The 17654-nt window shown below is 60.5% G+C and carries 15 protein-coding genes; 11 read left to right on the forward strand and 4 right to left on the reverse strand.

The window, feature by feature from the left end; all coding sequences use genetic code 11:
- The first annotated feature begins 43 nt into the window (after positions 1–43).
- On the forward strand, positions 44–2461 hold the full coding sequence (gene ppsA, locus ACY8GK_RS06665; RefSeq protein ID WP_462402661.1) for a phosphoenolpyruvate synthase: 2418 nt from the start codon (positions 44–46) through the stop codon (positions 2459–2461).
- Positions 2462–2528: 67 nt separating this feature from the next.
- Here ppsA and ACY8GK_RS06670 read toward each other — a convergent pair whose 3' ends face one another.
- The 4 genes from ACY8GK_RS06670 to aptA all read right to left on the reverse strand — a co-directional run bounded on the left by ACY8GK_RS06670 (position 2529) and on the right by aptA (position 7417).
- Positions 2529–2813, reverse strand: a complete 285-nt coding sequence (locus tag ACY8GK_RS06670) for a hypothetical protein (RefSeq protein ID WP_462402662.1) — start codon at positions 2811–2813, stop codon at positions 2529–2531.
- Between the two features lie 173 nt (positions 2814–2986).
- Positions 2987–4291 (reverse strand): aminotransferase class III-fold pyridoxal phosphate-dependent enzyme, encoded by a 1305-nt coding sequence (locus tag ACY8GK_RS06675; protein ID WP_462402663.1) that lies wholly within the window; start codon positions 4289–4291, stop codon positions 2987–2989.
- 212 nt (positions 4292–4503) lie between these two features.
- On the reverse strand, positions 4504–6000 hold the full coding sequence (locus tag ACY8GK_RS06680) for a CoA-acylating methylmalonate-semialdehyde dehydrogenase (protein ID WP_462402664.1): 1497 nt from the start codon (positions 5998–6000) through the stop codon (positions 4504–4506).
- A 70-nt stretch (positions 6001–6070) separates the two neighbouring features.
- Positions 6071–7417, reverse strand: a complete 1347-nt coding sequence (aptA, locus tag ACY8GK_RS06685) for an omega-aminotransferase AptA (protein ID WP_462402665.1) — start codon at positions 7415–7417, stop codon at positions 6071–6073.
- A gap of 99 nt (positions 7418–7516) precedes the next feature.
- On the opposite strand from aptA, the gene ACY8GK_RS06690 reads away from it, so the two are divergent.
- From ACY8GK_RS06690 to ACY8GK_RS06735, 10 genes are all read left to right on the forward strand, one after another.
- Positions 7517–8437, forward strand: coding sequence for a LysR family transcriptional regulator (locus ACY8GK_RS06690; RefSeq protein WP_462402991.1), 921 nt, complete (start codon positions 7517–7519; stop codon positions 8435–8437).
- 215 nt (positions 8438–8652) lie between these two features.
- Positions 8653–9486 carry a substrate-binding periplasmic protein gene (locus ACY8GK_RS06695; RefSeq protein ID WP_462402666.1) on the forward strand — a complete coding sequence of 278 codons (834 nt, stop codon included), beginning with the start codon at positions 8653–8655 and terminating at the stop codon, positions 9484–9486.
- A gap of 56 nt (positions 9487–9542) precedes the next feature.
- The gene (locus ACY8GK_RS06700) at positions 9543–10364 is read left to right on the forward strand and encodes an amino acid ABC transporter ATP-binding protein (protein ID WP_462402667.1); all 822 of its coding nucleotides are present in this window, start codon (positions 9543–9545) and stop codon (positions 10362–10364) included.
- 10 nt (positions 10365–10374) lie between these two features.
- Entirely contained in the window at positions 10375–11046 is a 672-nt protein-coding gene (locus tag ACY8GK_RS06705) for an amino acid ABC transporter permease (RefSeq protein ID WP_462402668.1), read from the forward strand.
- Positions 11047–11056: 10 nt separating this feature from the next.
- Positions 11057–11722 carry an amino acid ABC transporter permease gene (locus tag ACY8GK_RS06710; RefSeq protein WP_462402669.1) on the forward strand — a complete coding sequence of 222 codons (666 nt, stop codon included), beginning with the start codon at positions 11057–11059 and terminating at the stop codon, positions 11720–11722.
- Positions 11723–11748: 26 nt separating this feature from the next.
- On the forward strand, positions 11749–12624 hold the full coding sequence (gene dapA / locus ACY8GK_RS06715; RefSeq protein WP_462402670.1) for a 4-hydroxy-tetrahydrodipicolinate synthase: 876 nt from the start codon (positions 11749–11751) through the stop codon (positions 12622–12624).
- 95 nt (positions 12625–12719) lie between these two features.
- The gene (locus tag ACY8GK_RS06720) at positions 12720–14000 is read left to right on the forward strand and encodes an NAD(P)/FAD-dependent oxidoreductase (protein ID WP_462402671.1); all 1281 of its coding nucleotides are present in this window, start codon (positions 12720–12722) and stop codon (positions 13998–14000) included.
- Positions 13997–15478 carry an aldehyde dehydrogenase family protein gene (locus tag ACY8GK_RS06725; RefSeq protein ID WP_462402672.1) on the forward strand — a complete coding sequence of 494 codons (1482 nt, stop codon included), beginning with the start codon at positions 13997–13999 and terminating at the stop codon, positions 15476–15478. Before ACY8GK_RS06720 ends, ACY8GK_RS06725 begins: the two co-directional genes overlap by 4 nt.
- Before the next feature lie 9 nt (positions 15479–15487).
- Positions 15488–16516 (forward strand): proline racemase family protein, encoded by a 1029-nt coding sequence (locus tag ACY8GK_RS06730; RefSeq protein WP_462402673.1) that lies wholly within the window; start codon positions 15488–15490, stop codon positions 16514–16516.
- A gap of 168 nt (positions 16517–16684) precedes the next feature.
- Complete coding sequence (locus ACY8GK_RS06735; RefSeq protein ID WP_462402674.1) at positions 16685–17437, forward strand: GntR family transcriptional regulator; 753 nt, start codon at positions 16685–16687, stop codon at positions 17435–17437.
- The last annotated feature ends 217 nt before the right edge of the window (positions 17438–17654 follow it).

Below are 17654 nucleotides of genomic sequence, written 5' to 3' on the forward strand. Positions count from 1 at the left end.
CACTTGCATGGTGCGGCGCGCCTCAATTCTGGAGATTTTCAACGTGCTTGATTATGTAGTTTCCCTCGATAAGCTCGGCGTCCATGATGTGGAGCACGTAGGGGGCAAGAACGCATCCCTGGGCGAGATGATCAGCAACCTCGCCGGAGCCGGCGTCTCGGTGCCGGGCGGCTTCGCCACTACGGCTCAGGCCTACCGCGACTTTCTCGAGCAGAGCGGCCTGAACGAGCGGATCCATGCCGCGCTCGACGCACTGGACGTCGACGACGTCAACGCCCTGGCCAAGACCGGCGCGCAGATCCGCCAGTGGGTCATGGAAGCCGAGTTCCCGGCGCGCCTGGATGCCGAAATCCGCACGGCCTTCGCCGAAATGGCCCAGGGCAACGACAACATGGCCGTGGCCGTGCGCTCCTCGGCCACCGCCGAAGACCTGCCAGACGCTTCCTTCGCCGGCCAGCAGGAGACCTTCCTCAACATCCGTGGCGTCGACAACGTGATCCACGCGGCCAAGGAGGTGTTCGCCTCGCTGTTCAACGACCGCGCCATCGCCTACCGCGTGCACCAGGGCTTCGACCACAAGCTGGTGGCCCTGTCGGCCGGCGTGCAGCGCATGGTCCGCTCGGAAACCGGCACCGCCGGGGTGATGTTCACCCTCGACACCGAGTCGGGCTTTCGCGACGTGGTGTTCATCACTGGCGCCTACGGCCTGGGCGAGACCGTGGTCCAAGGAGCGGTCAACCCTGACGAATTCTACGTGCACAAGCAGACGCTGCAGGCCGGGCGCCCGGCCATCCTGCGCCGCAACCTGGGCAGCAAGGCGATCAAGATGGTCTATGGCGAGCAAGCCAAGGCCGGTCGCTCGGTCAAGACCGTCGAGGTCGAGCGTGCCGAGCGCGCGCGCTTCTGCCTGAGCGACGCAGAAGTCACCGAACTGGCCAAGCAGGCGCTGATCATCGAGCAGCACTACCAGCGGCCGATGGACATCGAATGGGCCAAGGACGGCGACGACGGCAAGCTGTACATCGTCCAGGCTCGCCCGGAGACGGTGAAGAGCCGCGCCAGCGCCAACGTGATGGAGCGCTACCTGCTCAAGGAGAAGGGCAACGTGCTGGTGGAGGGCCGCGCCATCGGCCAGCGCATCGGCGCCGGCAAGGTGCGGGTGATCCAGGACGTCTCGCAGATGGACAAGGTCCAGCCAGGCGACGTGCTGGTCTCGGACATGACCGACCCGGACTGGGAGCCGGTGATGAAGCGCGCCAGCGCCATCGTCACCAACCGCGGCGGGCGGACCTGCCACGCGGCGATCATCGCCCGCGAGCTGGGCATCCCGGCGGTGGTCGGCTGCGGCAACGCCACCCAGGTGCTCAAGGATGGCCAGGGGGTCACCGTGTCCTGCGCCGAGGGCGATACCGGCTACATCTTCGAGGGCGAGCTGGGCTTCGACGTCAAGCAGAACTCGGTCGATGCGATGCCCGAGCTGCCGTTCAAGATCATGATGAACGTCGGCAACCCGGACCGCGCCTTCGACTTCGCCCAGCTGCCCAATGAAGGTGTCGGCCTGGCGCGCCTGGAGTTCATCATCAACCGCATGATCGGCGTGCATCCCAAGGCGCTGCTCAACTACGCCGGCCTGCCGCCCGAGCTCAAGGACAGCGTGGACAAGCGCATCGCCGGCTATGACGACCCGGTCGGCTTCTATGTCGAGAAGCTGGTCGAGGGCATCAGCACCCTGGCCGCGGCGTTCCATCCGAAGAAGGTCATCGTGCGCCTGTCGGACTTCAAGTCCAACGAGTATGCCAACCTGATCGGCGGCAAGCTGTACGAGCCGGAGGAAGAGAACCCGATGCTGGGCTTCCGCGGTGCCTCGCGCTACATCAGCGAGTCGTTCCGCGACTGCTTCGAGCTCGAGTGCCGCGCCCTCAAGCGTGTGCGCAACGAGATGGGCCTGACCAACGTCGAGATCATGGTGCCGTTCGTGCGCACCCTGGGCGAGGCCAGCCAGGTGGTCGAGCTGCTTGCCGAGAACGGCCTGGCCCGCGGCGACAACGGCCTGCGGGTGATCATGATGTGCGAGCTGCCGTCCAACGCGCTGCTGGCCGACGAGTTCCTGGAGTATTTCGACGGCTTCTCCATCGGTTCCAACGACCTGACCCAGCTGACCCTGGGCCTGGACCGCGACTCGGGCATCATCGCCCACCTGTTCGACGAGCGAAATCCTGCAGTGAAGAAGCTGCTGGCCAATGCCATCGCCGCCTGCAACCGGGCGGGCAAGTACATCGGCATCTGTGGCCAGGGCCCGTCGGACCACCCTGACCTGGCCAAGTGGCTGATGGAACAGGGCATCGAGAGCGTGTCGCTGAACCCGGACTCGGTGCTCGAGACCTGGTTCTTCCTGGCTGATGCAATGGCTGGTATCCAGCCTGCCCTGCCAAGCATGCTCGCCGTTCCAGAGCCTGCCTGACAGGCTTGTCCCCTTGCCTACCGGCCTACATCAAGAGCCGGTAGGAGCGGATTGGTACAACGCCTTACTATTGCTTGTCTACCTGACCTGGAGCAACGGTCGGTTCAGCCGGCACCAACGGTGGATTCTCCGGCGCAGGCCCACTTGCCTCCTTGACCCTGGTACGGTCCGCCTCGGCTTGATCCTTCGTGGCCTGCGCATTCTCTTGGGCAGCCTCGTTCATCTTCTCCCGCGCCTCAGCCATTTTCTCCCTGGCGTTCTCACGGTGTTCCTGGGCCTGCTCGGCCTTGTCACAACCGACCAGCGCCAAGGCTGCTACTACCGCCCACGTACATGCATGACGTATGGACATGAAAAGTCACCCTCATTGATCAAGATGTACCAATGACCCCTTGGCAAGCGTGCAAGTTTCCCGAGCACGGAAGCTTGCAATGATCGAGCTTCCAAGAAAACGCCGCCAACAGATGGCGGCGAGGACACGGCCCCGGATCATGACTGCTTCGCGCAGCCCGATCTGCCAGTGCCTTAACCCAACACAGAGCCGATCACTTCATCCAGAATGGCGATCCCTGCCTCGATTTCCTCGGCCGTGACCACGCAAGGGGGTACGACATGAATGCGGTTGTCGACTATAAATGGCAATAACCCGCTATCCAGGAGCCTGGTTTTCAATACCTGCATCTTTTCGGCTGGCAGAGGTGCGCGGCTTTCTCTGTCGCTCACCAATTCCAACGCCCAGAACACGCCTGCGCCACGCACTTCGCCGATTGCCGCATGACGTTGCTGCAGGTCGCGTAGACGAGGGCCAAGCGTATTGGCTCCAATGTCCAGAGCATTCTCTACCACCCGTTCCTCACGCATGGCGTCGATCGCGGCAACGATCGACGCCATGGCAAGCGGGTGGCCGGAATAGGTCAGGCCGCCTGGGAAGTACCGGGTATCGAAGTAGTTGGAGATCTGCTCCGAAATGACCACCCCGCCAACCGGTACGTAGCCCGAATTCACGCCCTTGGCGAAAGTGATTAGATCAGGCACAACGCCGTAATGCTCCAAGGCGAACCACTTTCCCGTCCTGCCGAAACCAGACATGACTTCGTCAAGAATCAGCAGAATTCCGAACTCATCGGCCAACCTGCGAACGCCTTGGATATAAGCTGCAGATGGCATCAGGATGCCTGCTGTGCCTGGGAGGCTTTCGAGCAGAATGGCTGCGATCGAAGCCGAACCTTCGCTTTCGATTACCCGACGCAGGTGACGCAGCGCGCGTTCGGTTTCTTCGGTCTCGTTCTGCGCGCTGAACTCGCTGCGATACAGATAGGGCGTGAAGAAATGCACATGGCCACGGGCGTATTCGTTCGGCACACGACGCGGATCACCGGTGGCGACAATTGCCGAGCCCGTGTTGCCATGGTAGGAGCGGTAGGCGGAGAGCACCTTGTCCCGCCCCGTGAAAAGCCTGGCCATGCGGATCGCATTCTCGTTCGCATCCGCCCCACCGTTGGTGAAGAATACTTTCCTGAAGCCCTTCGGTGCCTGTTCGATGATGCGCTTGGCGGCCTCGCCGCGCATCAGGTTGGCGGTAGCCGGGGCAATGGTGGTCAGTGTGGCTGCCTGCTCCTGGATTGCCACAACCACCGCGGGGTGCTGGTGCCCCAGGTTGGTGTTGACCAGCTGACTGGAAAAGTCAAGGTACCGTTTGCCTTCATGATCCCAAACGGTGCAGCCCTTGCCTCCCGCGATCACCAACGGGTTCAGCGTGCCTTGAGTGGACCAGGAGTGGAACACGTACTCACGATCAAGATCTTTAACGTATTGGTTGGTAATTGCCATGGTGCTTATGGACCTCTTCGATTAACGCTTGTGCCCTGCCGGACAAAGAAATGCCGCCAGCGTGGTGGCGGCGAGGTCTCCAGCCAGAGCCTTCGACGAATGGTGAGAAGTTACTGCCGCCTGGTCCGTCAGGCCCAGGGGGCGAGAGGCAGCGTCATTGACCTTCTCCGTCAGAACAGTCACTGACGCTGCCACTCGAACTCGACGCTCACTTAGCTGTTGCTTGGGAACGCGAACTGTGCGGCTTCGTGGCTGGTACGCTTGGGCCAGCGCTGGGTGATCGCTTTCTTACGGGTGTAGAAGCGCACACCGTCCGGACCATAGGCATGCAGGTCGCCGAACAACGAGCGTTTCCAGCCACCGAAGCTGTGATAGCTGACCGGCACCGGCAGGGGCACGTTGACGCCGACCATCCCCACTTCGATCTCGTCGCAGAACAGGCGAGCAGATTCACCATCGCGAGTGAAGATGCAGGTGCCGTTGCCATATTCGTGGTCATTGATCAGCTTGATCGCGGCCTCCAGGCTGCTTACACGAACCACACACAATACCGGGCCGAAGATCTCCTCCTTGTAGATACGCATTTCAGGCGTGACGCGGTCGAACAAGGTACCCCCGACGAAGTAGCCGTCCTCGTTGCCGGTGACCTTGAAGCCGCGGCCATCGACAACCACCTTGGCACCAGCGGCGACACCGTCATCGATATAGCCAAGCACCTTGTCGCGGGCCGCAGCAGTCACCAAAGGCCCCATGTCCAGCCCGCAAGAAGTGCCCGCACCGATCTTCAGCGCCTTGATCTGCGGCTCCAACTTGGCAATCAGCGCATCGGCCACCTGATCACCCACGCACACCGCCACGGAGATTGCCATGCAGCGCTCGCCGCACGAGCCGTAGGCAGCGCCCATCAGTGCGCTCACGGCATTGTCCAGCTCGGCATCGGGCATCAGCACGGCATGGTTCTTAGCCCCACCGAGAGCCTGGACGCGCTTTCCACGCTTGGTGCCCTCGGCATAGATGTACTCGGCGATGGGGGTCGAGCCCACGAAGCTCAGTGCCTTCACCTCAGGCGCTTCGATCAGCGCATCCACCGCCTCTTTGTCACCGTGGACCACGTTAAGCACACCTTTGGGCAGACCGGCTTCATGCAGGAGTTCAGCGATCAGCAGAGTCGAGCTTGGGTCGCGCTCGGATGGTTTGAGAATGAAGCAGTTACCACAGGCGATAGCCAGCGGGTACATCCACAGCGGTACCATCGCCGGGAAGTTGAACGGCGTGATACCGGCGACGACGCCGATCGGCTGCAGGTCGCTCCAGGCATCAATGTTCGGGCCGACGTTGCGGCTGTATTCACCCTTGAGAATTTCCGGAGCAGCAGTGGCGAACTCTACGTTTTCAATACCGCGCTTGAGCTCACCCGCTGCGTCCTCGATGGTCTTGCCGTGCTCCTGGCTGATCAGCTGGGCGATACGTTGCTCGTTCGCTTCCAGCAGCTGCTTGAAGCGGAACATCACTTGGGCGCGTTTGGCAGGCGGAGTGTTACGCCAGGCCGGGAACGCCGCCTGGGCAGAGTCGATGGCCTTCTGCACGGTTGCACGGCTCGCCAGGCCAAGTTTGTGAATCGCCTGGCCTGTGGAGGGGTTGAATACGTCAGTGGTGCGAGCGTCGTCTGCGACGTGTTCACCGTGAATCAAATGCTGGATAATGCTCATCTTCATTCCTCAAAGCTTGGTCACAAGCTGCGTGTAGACAAGAAGCGCCCCACCGGACGGGGGCAGTCGATCAGTTGACGTGTTGCAGGGCTTCGCCCACGGCGTCGAACAAGCGATCCAGCTCATGGGGCTTGGTGTTGAATGTCGGGCCGAACTGCAGCGTGTCGCCGCCGAAGCGGACGTAGAAACCAGCTTTCCATAGCGCCATGCCGGCTTCGAAGGGGCGCACGATCGCGTCGCCGTCACGTGGCGCGATTTGCAGAGCGCCTGCCAATCCGCAGTTGCGGATGTCGACGACGTGCTTCGCACCTCTGAGCGCATGAATGGTGTTCTCGAAATGGGGCGCCAGTTCAGCGGATTGCTGGACCAGATTTTCCTTCTCGAGCAGATCGAACGTCGCCAATGCCGCTGCGCAAGCTACGGGATGAGCGGAATAGGTATATCCGTGGGGGAACTCGACCGCGTACTCCGGCGCTGCCTGGTACATGAAGGTGTCATAAATCTCGCTGTTGGCAATCACCGCGCCCATCGGAATGGCACCATTGGTGACCTGCTTGGCCACGTTCATCAGATCCGGGGTTACGCCAAAGTACTCCGCCCCGGTCATGGTGCCCATCCGCCCGAACGCCGTGATTACTTCATCGAAAATCAGCAGGATGTCGTGCTGATTGCAGATCTCGCGAAGACGCTGCAGATACCCCAGCGGCGGTACGATCACCCCCGCTGACCCGGACATGGGCTCGACAATCACCGCGGCGATATTCGAGGCATCGTGGAGCTCAATCAGCTTTAGTAGCTCATTGGCCAGTGCGACCCCACCCTGCTCGGCGGCCCCCCTGGTGAAGGCCAGGTCTGGCTGCAAGGTATGGGGTAGATGATCGACGTCCAGCAGTTGACCGAACATCTTGCGATTGCCACCGATACCGCCCAAGGAGGTGCCGGCGACATTGACCCCGTGATAACCACGCGCGCGACCGATCAATTTGGTTTTCTGGGGCTGGCCTTTCAGGCGCCAGTAGGCGCGTGCCATCTTGATCGAGGTATCGGCGCACTCGGAACCGGAACCAGTGAAGAACACATGGTCGAGGTTGCCCGGCGTCAGACTGGCGATCTTTTCGGACAGCTTGAAAGCGAGCGGATGGCCGTATTGAAAAGCCGGTGAATAATCCAGTGTCGTCAATTGCCGCGCTACTGCATCGGCAATCTCCTGCCGCGAATGGCCTGCACCGCATGTCCACAGCCCGGACAGGCTATCGAATACCTGCCGTCCTTGTTCGTCGATCAAGCAGTTTCCCTTGGCTCCCACGATGAAGCGCGGGTCCTTGCGGAAGTTGCGGTTCGAGGAGAACGGCATCCAGTGGGATTCCAGCTGAAGGCAGCTAGCCAAGGGAATTGTCGTGTGCAGGGCCTGGGTCATGTCCGCAATCCTGAGCTGGGGGTGGCCTCTAGCTTGAACCGAATCGTAATGTACGTTAAATCTGTATTTTCTTTAGCTCAGTTATTGGTTTACTCACGCATGACAAGAAAAACACCCTTGCACCAGGTAAGTGATTTCGATCTGAAGTTGCTGCGGGTTTTCAAGACCGTGGCGGAATGTGGCAGTTTTTCCGGTGCAGAAAGCGTGCTGGGGATCACCCGCTCAGCCATCAGCCTGCACATGGGCGATCTGGAAAAACGTCTTGGGATGCGCCTTTGCCAGCGTGGCCGCGCCGGCTTCGCCTTGACCGATGAAGGCCGTGAGGTGCTGCGTGCCAGCGAAACCGTGCTAGTGGCAATCGAGGGCTTCCGCAGCGAAGTGAACCAGATGCACCAGCACCTGCGCGGCGACCTGAACGTCGCGATCGTGAACAACCTGGTCACTCAGCCGAAAATGCGTATCACGCATGCACTCAAGGCCGTGCGCGCCGAAGGCAGTGGCGTTCGCATCAATCTCAGCATGAGCACCCCGGGTGAAATCGAGCGCGGACTACTCGATGGCCGTTTGCACGTGGGTGCCGTGCCGTTGATCACGCCTTTGTCAGGCCTGGATTACAGCCTGCTCTATGAAGAGCGGTCCAACCTTTACTGTAGCCACGAGCATCCGCTTTTTACCCAGGCCGCCAAGGTCAGCGATGAACAATTGGCTCAGGCGGACGCTGTCATTCCGGCGTACAGGATGACCGCCGAAGCGATAGGTTTGCATCAATTGCTGAATTTCGCGGCGTCGGCAACGGACCGAGAGGGCATAGCGTTTCTGATTCTAACCGGCAGCTACATCGGGTTCCTTCCCGACCATTACGCTGCCACTTGGGTCGAGAAGGGCCTCATGGCGCCCTTGGATCCCGGACGGCTGTATTTCGACTCCAAGCTTGCTATCGCTACCCGCAAGGGGCGCCGACAAAATCTCATCCTCGATCGTTTCATAGATGCGCTCCAGCTCAGTGGCGCCCCTGCCTGACGTACAACATTACCGTCCGCGCTCAGTGCCTCCGGTCGTTTGTGCCTTGATCGGGGGCTTTTTGCTTCAAAAAATTATTTCAGGCGTGTTGACAGTCGTACGAGAATCGCAATAGCCTGAATGCATTGCTGCACACATTGTGGCACTCAATAAAAACAGTGATCGTTAGTTGCTTGCTCTTCTGTCTACAAGAACAAATTACCGGAGAGATCGAAATGGCACGGTTCCTTTCAAGCAAAATCGGCGGTGTCGCGGGCCTGGCGGCAGCGTTCATGCTGCTAATACAGCCAACCGCTCAAGCCGAGACCCAATCCTGGCACGACGTCCAGCAAGCCGGGGTACTTCGTTGCGGTGCAGCGGTAGCCGCTCCCTATGTGATGCGTGACCCGGCGACAGGCCAATACAGCGGCTTTTTCGTCGACCTCTGCCGCGACTTCGCCGAGAACGTCCTGAAGGTGAAGGCGCAGTTCGTCGACACCAGCTGGGATAACCAAGTTGCTGGCCTACAAAGCGGTAAGTGGGACATGGCGATGGCGCTCAACAAGACACCCGAGCGCGCGAAAGCCGTCGCATTTTCCGTACCGGCCACGGACTATCAGATCTCGCTGCTCATAAACAAGAAGAACCCGAAGTTTGCCGGGGCTGGCAATAGCCTCGCCGACTACGACAGGCCCGGTGTCACCATTGCCGTGATCTCTGGCACGGCTGCCGACAAGGCAGTATCCGCAGCGGTCAAGCACGCCACCCTCATGCGCCTTCCTGGCTCCGATGAAACCCGTATGGCACTGATGTCCAAGCGCGCGGACATCCTGGCTGACGCCAACGACACCAACCACCTGTTCGCCATGGCCAACGACTGGACCCACGAGGTGCTGCCGGTGCCGGCATTGGCCAAACAAGGCGTGTCCTTCGCCCTCGCCCTGCAGACGCCGCCCGAGGACCTGGCACAGCTCGACGCCTACCTGACGCAGCGCCGCGAGGCCGGCGAAATCGACAGACTGGTGGACAAGGCTTCCACCGAGATCATCGCGGGCAAAAAAGCCCAGTAACTCCTGCTGACGTGCCGAGGGCTCTGGACAAGGGCGCCCTCGTGGAGACAACCGTAATGACTACTCCTCATTTGGTGGCTTCGCAGCCACGGGCTTCGCTCATCCCAAACTCCGGCCAGGGCGGCTGTTTCATCCAGCTTCAGAACGTGCGCAAGGCCTACTCGGAGCAGTTGGTGGTCATGGATGGCATGAACCTGGACATGCGCGCCGACGACCGCCTGGTCATCATTGGCCCATCCGGGAGCGGCAAAAGTTCGCTGCTGCGCGTGCTCATGGGGCTGGAAGGCATACAAGGCGGCAGCATCGAGTTCCAGGGCAAGCCTTATATCGATGGCAGCCGCAAGATGGGCAAACCACTGGATGAAACTCTGCACAAGCAGATCGGCATGGTATTCCAGCACTACACCTTGTTCCCACACCTGTCGGTACTGGGCAACCTGATCCTGGCTCCGGTCAAGGTCCACGGCTTGAGCAGGGCCGAAGCCACCGAGAAGGCCCGCGCCTATCTCGCTCGCCTGGGTCTGGAAAGCAAGCTGCATGCTTACCCGAGCCAACTCTCCGGTGGCCAGAAACAGCGGGTGGCCATTGCTCGTGCATTGATGCTCGAGCCACGCCTGATGTTGTTCGACGAAGTCACTTCGGCCTTGGACCCTGAAATGGTCATCGAAGTGCAGAACGTGATGATGCAGTTGGCCGAGCAGAAGATGGCGATGATCATCGTCACCCACGACATGCACTTTGCCCGCCACATCGCCACGCGCGTGGTGTTCTGCGCTAATGGCAAGGTGGTCGAACAAGGCCCCCCCGAGCAGATCTTCACCCAGCCCCGAGAGACCCGTACACGCGAATTCCTCGAGAAGGTCGTGCATTTCGATTGAGGGCAAGGCCATGAATTACCAATTCGACTTCCATTTCCTGAGCGGCAGCCTGCCGGCACTGCTCGATGGTCTCAAGGTGACACTGGAGCTTGCTCTGGTTTCGAATCTGATCGGCCTGACCTGCGGCTTTCTATTGTGCCTGATGACGCTTAGCCGCTGGTTCTTCATTCGCTGGCCAGCCCAACTGTTCATCGAGTTTTTCCGCTGCACCCCAGCGCTGCTGCAGATCGTCTGGTTCTTCTACTGCGTGCCGATGCTGTTCGACGTGTTCATCGACCCGATCGTCATGGGTTTCCTGGCGCTGGGGCTGAACCTGACGGCCTTCAACGCCGAAGCCTACCGAGCAGGCGTTCAGGCGGTGCCACGCGAACACCTGGATGCATCGATCGCCCTAGGCCTGAAGAACTGGCAACGCACGCTCTACGTCATTCTCCCGCAGTCCTTGCGCAGTGCACTGCCAGTCCTGATCACCAACGGTATCGGCACGCTTCAGCAGAGCGCGCTGGTGGCCATCGTGGCCGTTGCCGACCTGATGTACGTGGGCAAGAGCCTGGCCACCGAGGCCTACCGCCCCCTGGAAACCTACACCCTGATTGCGCTGATCTACTTTGCCCTGTCGCTGCCAATCGCGCAGTTGGTGCAGTGGTTCGAGCGGCGCCAGGACCTGGCCGGCCAACGCTGAGGAGATAACCATGCCACTCGATTTCTCGGTCGTTCTGGGTTACTGGCCCGTATTGCTCAAAGGCCTTGCCCTGACCTTGGCATTCACTGGTATCTGCGCCCTGCTGGGTAGCTTGCTGGGTTTCGTGGTCAGCCTGCTGCGCCAGGTCAAACTGAAACTCGTGCGCCTTCCGCTCACCCTCTACGTGGAGTTCTTCCGTGGTACGCCATTGCTGATCCAGCTGTTCTGGGTGTTCTTCTGTTTCCCCGTGGTGTTTGGCCTGGATATCCCGCCCTACGTATCGGTACTGATCGCCCTGACGCTCTACATGGGTGCGATTACCAGCGAGACCTTCCGCGGCGCGCTGAAGTCGATTGCCAGCGAGCAACATGACGCATGCATCGCCCTGGGGCTTACTTCGAAAGTCAAGGTACTGTACGTGGTCTTCCCGCAGGCCTTGCTCCGTGCAGTTCCACCTCTGCTGTCGAACGTGGTCAGCCTGTTCAAGGAGAGCGCCTTGATCTCCTCGGTGGGCGTCGCAGACCTGATGTTCGTGGGCCAGAACATCTCCAACAGCACGGCCCGACCTGTCGAGTTCCTCTCGGCAGTCGCTGTCATCTACTTCCTTGTCGCATTCCCGCTGACCCGTCTGGTTGGCGTGGTCGAAGGGCGCCTACTGCGCCGCTTCGCCTACTGATATCACCCACCCTAGGAGAGAGCAACATGAAACTCAAAGGCATCCTGCCTGCCCTGGTCACCCCGTTCGACGCCGCTGGCAAGGTCGATCACGACACCCTGGCCTCGATCCTGGAACATCAGCTCAAGGCTGGCGTCAGCGGTTTCGTACCGCTGGGCTCGACGGGTGAATACTACGCCCTGACCAACGAAGAGCGTCGTCAAATCCTGGCCACCGTGAAGGAGGTGGTAGGTGACCGTGGCACCTTGATCGCAGGGGCCAATGGCTCGTGCACCCGTGAGGTGCTTGAGCAGATCAAGCAGACCGTCGAAGCTGGCTACACCAACTTGCTGATTGCCCCGCCCTACTATGCGCTGCCCTCACAAGAAGAGCTGTTGGCCCACTACAACACCATTCTCCAGACCTTCCCCGACATCAACGTGGTGCTTTACAACTACCCGATTCGTACCAATGTCGAAGTCGGCATGGACGTGATCGCAGCGCTGAATGACCACCCACGCGTGATCGCCATCAAGGAAAGCAGCGGTAACCTGCTGCGCGCCATCGAAATCGGCGAGAAGTACAAAGGTATCCAGCTGTCCTGCGGCTCCGATGACCAAGCGCTGGACTTCTACCTGTGGGGCGCCGACAGCTGGATCTGCGGCCCGGCCAACATCTTCCCGGAGAAGGTCGTGGCCTTCCACGAAGCTTTTACCAGCGGCGACATCCGTGGGGCCCAACAAGTCATGCGCAGCCTGTTCCCCGCCATGGCGAACCTGGAAAGCGGCAAGTTCGTGCAGAAAGTCAAATACGGTGCTGAACTGGCCGGCTTCAAAGTCGGCAACGCGCGCGCTCCGCTGCTGCCGCTGACCGACGAAGAAAAGACCGAGTTCCGCAAGGTGTTCGAAGCTTCGCAGGCGTGACCCGCTAGCTCCTCGGGTTATCTGGTAATGGGGAGGAGTCCTTCTCTTCCTCATTATCCACCCAATTTCGTCTAAACATTGTTGAGCAACGCACCATGAACAACCCGCAAACGTCATCGCAACAGGCTGTAGTCATCGGCGGCGGCATCGTCGGCGTATGCTGTGCGCTCTACCTGCAGCGCGACGGCCACCGGGTCACGCTCATCGACCCTGCGGCGCCGGGCGACAGCACTGCCAAGTGGAGCTGTGGCCAGATGGCTGTAAGCGAAGTCATTCCTCTGTCCAAGCCTGGCATCCTGATGAAGGTACCCGGTTGGCTGCTCGATCAAAAAGGACCCCTTGCGCTGCGCCCCAGCGCGCTGCCCGGAATCCTGCCATGGTTCATGCGTTTCCTCGCTTGTGCGCGACCCTCGAAGATCAATGAGATCGCACAGGACATGGCGCGCCTGACCCAGCATGTCTATGAGGACTATGCTCCCTTGCTGGAGGCGTGCCCGGACAAGAGCCTGCTAGGCGACCGGCCCGTTCTGGAAGTCTTCGACTCCCCTGCTGGCCTCGAACACGAACGCCCGCATCTTGAATTGCGCAAGCAGCTCGGATTTCGTTCGCAAGAACTCGATGGTGATGCGATTGGCGATCTGGAGCCAGCCCTGGCCGGGAAGTTCCAGCATGGCCTGATGTTCCCTGACTGGCGCGCCGTGAACGACACCGAGGGGTTCATCGCAGCGCTGACCCAGAGTTTCGTCGCTCAAGGTGGCGTACGCATCCGCCAGCGAGTGACGAAGATCGACGCGCACCACGACAAGGCAACCGGAGTGACCGTGGAAGACAGGACACGCCTGCCGGCGGACCTGTTGGTAGTCGCTGCCGGTACCGGCGCTCGCGCCTTCTTCGACTCCCTCGGTGTGAACATCCCGCTGGCCGGCATCGCTGGCTACCAGGCGGTGTTGCCGCAACCTGGAGTGGAGATCCGCCACTCGGTGATCTACGCCGACGGCGGCTTCTGCTTCGCGCCCATGACACGCGGCCTGCAAATCGGCGGTACCATCGAATTCGCCGGAGCCAATGCCGAGCCCAACTTCAAGCGCGCCGAGATCATCATGGAAAAGGCTCGCCGCGTATTACCACAGCTGAACACCCAAGGCATGGAATTCGGTGTCGGTTATCGCCCCTTCCTGCCGGACACCAAACCCGTCATCGACAGGTCGCCACGGCTGAAGAACGCCATTTTGGCCTTTGGCCATGGCCAACTGGGCCTCACCCTTGGCGCCACAACCGGCCGCCTGGTCGGCGATCTGGCTGCCCAGCGCATCCCAACCCAGAACCTTTCCGCATTCAGTGCCCGACGCTTTGCCGTCCTTGGAGGAAACGCATGAACCGCTATGACCAGTTCTACATCAACGGCCAGTGGGTCAGCCCGATCAATGGCGGTAGCTTCGACTCGTACGACCCAAGCGACGAAAGCCTGATCACCCGCGTGGCCTCTGGGTGCGAAGAGGACGTCGATGTGGCTGTCAAGGCAGCACGCGCGGCCTTTGACGAGGGCCCTTGGCCGCGCCTGAGCGGTGCCGAGCGTGGCGCTTACCTGCGCAAGATCGCTGAAGGTATTCGCGCTCGCCAGGAAGAACTGGCCGAACTGGAAGTACGCGACAATGGCAAGCCATTCCCCGAAGCCATGTGGGACATCGGCGATACCGCCGGCTGTTTCGACTTCTATGCCAACCTAGCCGAGGAACTGGATACCCACCGCGAGAAACAGGTAGTACTGGCCGACGACCGCTTCAGTTCGCTGGCACGCAAAGAGCCCATCGGTGTAGCCGGCGCCATCGTGCCTTGGAACTTTCCGATGCTGATGGCTTCCTGGAAGATCGCCCCGGCCTTGGCCGCAGGCTGCAGCATCATTCTCAAGCCCGCCGAGCAGACTTCGCTGACTGCTCTGGAATTGGCCCGTATCGCCGATGAAGCTGGCCTGCCCGCCGGCGTGCTGAACATCGTGACCGGCCCAGGTTCCAAGGTCGGTGCTGCGCTGACTGCTCATCCAGGGGTAGACAAGCTGGCCTTCACCGGGAGCGTGCCGGTGGGCAGCCGGATCATGCAGGCCGCCGCGCAGGACATCAAGAACGTAACCTTGGAGCTGGGTGGCAAATCGCCTTTCGTGATATTCGCCGATAGCGATATCGAAAAGGCGGTAGAGTGGATCATGTTCGGCATTTTCTGGAACAAGGGCGAAGTGTGCTCGGCCACCTCTCGCGTGCTTGTGGAGCGTTCAGCCTATGAGCCGCTGCTGGCTCGACTGGCCGAAGAAACCCGAAAGATCAAGATCGGAAACGGCATGGAAGAAGGCGTGCTGCTCGGCCCTCTGGTCAACCGCAAGCAGTACGACAGTACCTTGCAAGCCATCTCTCGCGGCTTGGAGGAAGGCGCGCGTCTGGTCTGCGGTGGCGAGCGCCCAGCGCACCTGGACAAAGGCTTCTATCTGCAGCCGACTGTATTCGCCGACGTCCCAGAGGAAAGCTGGATCTGGAATGAGGAGATCTTCGGCCCGGTAGTGTGCATCCGCCCATTCGATACGGAAGAGGAAGCGGTGAAATCCGCCAACAACTCCCGCTTCGGTCTTGGCGCCGCAGTGATGTCCAAGGATTTGGAGCGCTGCGAACGTGTGGCTCGCAAGTTCCGTGCTGGAATCGTCTGGATCAATTGCTCCCAGCCGACTTTCACCGAAGCCCCGTGGGGCGGCTACAAGCAGAGCGGCATCGGCCGTGAGCTAGGTGAATGGGGCCTGAACAATTACCTCGAAACCAAGCAGATCACCCGCTACGACAGCGAACAGCCCTGGGGCTGGTATATCAAGTGAGGTTACATCATGCGTTGGAAACAGACGCTTCAGTTGGCTGAAGTGCACTGCGAAGGCGAAATCGGCAAAGTCATCATTGGCGGCGTCCTGGGCATCCCAGGTGCCACGATGCTGGACAAGATGAATTACATCAACGAGGTGGACGACAGCCTACGCCGTCTGGTGACGCTGGAGCCACGCGGCTGCCTGCAAATGTCGGTCAACCTGTTGCTGCCACCGACTCGGCCCGAAGCGCACGCCGGCTTCATCGTCTTGCAAGCGGACAAGGCACATCCAATGTCGGGCAGCAACTGCATCTGCGTGGTCACGGCTCTACTGGAGCTGGGTATCGTACCGATGCAGGAGCCAGCGACCACGGTGGTACTCGATACGCCCGCAGGATTGGTCACCGCCCATGCCCAGTGTGCGGACGGCCGTTGTCTGAACGTATCGCTGGACATGGTACCGGCGTTCGTCGAGCATCTGGACCTGACCATCGAAACCGAACAGTTCGGCACTATCACCATCGATGTGGCATTTGGCGGCGTGTACTACGCACTGGTCGATGTAGAGCAGACCAGGTTGAGTATCGCGCCGGAAAATGCCCGAGCCTTGGCTGACGCCGGCGTGGCGCTGAAAGACGTGATCAATAGCCAATTGAACATTCAGCATCCGCAGCTACCTTCGGTCAACGAAGTGGCCTATGTGATGTTTCGCAACCGGCTAGACGATCGCACCTATCAGACGTGCACTACCCTGCCTCCCGGTCGAGTGGACCGTTCACCCTGCGGCACCGGCAGCTCCGCCAACCTGGCGACCCTGGCGGCACGCGGCCTGGTACAGCCTGGCGACCACCTGATTTCACAGTCAACCATTGGCGGCCAGTTCCAGGTGGCGCTGCTGGGCCTTACCGAGGTGGCCAACCGTCCCGCCGTGCTGCCGCGGGTAACCGGGCGTGCTTGGCTGTACGGCTTGCAACAGATGGGCATGGATCCAGACGACCCACTGTCTGCCGGTTTCATGCTCAGCGATACCTGGGGCGCCGGCTTGAGCCATTGATACCGCTTTCACCGTGTCTTGCCCAGGCAAGGCACGGTCAAACGGCGGCTTTCGATACCTTACGTCGCACTGCTGGATACGGGCTTTCTCAAGATGGCTCCTGATTGACTTGGCAAGTGTCTTGCTCCCATGCTGTAGGTCGTAGAGTCGGCATCGACTGCATAAATAATGAAGGCTGGCCTGTATGATGATCGCCAGCTCCACCGAGACCTGATGATGGCAAAAGATACCGACACCGAAAGCGGCCCGCGCCGCCATGGCGGACGCTACATTTACGAAGAGCTGCGAAAGCAGATCCTGACATTGAAGCTCAAGCCAGGCGTACAGCTCGATGAAGTCTCGCTGGCGGCCCAGTTCGGGCTTTCCCGCTCGCCAGTACGCGATGCTCTGGCGCGCCTGATCACCGAAGGCTTGGTAGTCATCCTGCCCAACCGCACCACGTTGGTGACGCCTTTCGAAATCGAGGAGTTTCCCAACTACGTTTCCGCGCTAGATCTGATCCAGCGCGCGGTCACTCGTCTGGCGGCGACCCAGCATCGCGCCGAAGACTTGCAAGCGATACGCGACGCCGACGAAGCCTATCTCAAGGCGGTGACTACGGGTGACTTCCAGGCGATGTCGGAGCTGAACAAGGCGTTCCACATGGCGATCGCCCATGCGGGGCGCAACCCCTACTTCATCAACTATTACGAGCGTCTTCTGGGCGAAGGACAGCGGCTGCTGCACCTGCACTTCGATCATGTCGTCAGCTCTGCCAGTGCTCATCGGCTGGGCCGAGATCATGACGAAATCATCGGGGCCATCGCGGCACGCGACGCTGATGCGGCGGAAGCTGCGGCGCATGAACATACCATGCTATTCCAGCGTCGTTTCCTTGACTATATGCAGCAGAACCTGACGGCTCGGATGTCGGTAGCCTGATCTGCACCGTATTCTGACGCTTGTCTCGGACCGGAGCCAAGTCCACCCATGAGGCGGAGATAACTGTTTCTTCGCCCTGCAAGACGTGCCTTTCTACCCTGATCACTCCTCACGGAACGACCTCGCTCCCCTGTCTGAGACGTTGGCATCGCGACGCTCGAGCATCAGGCCAGGCGATGTGGGTGAAGTTGGAGTTACAGGCAGGCTCAGGTCAACA

The organism is Pseudomonas sp. Marseille-QA0332 (assembly GCF_054950175.1).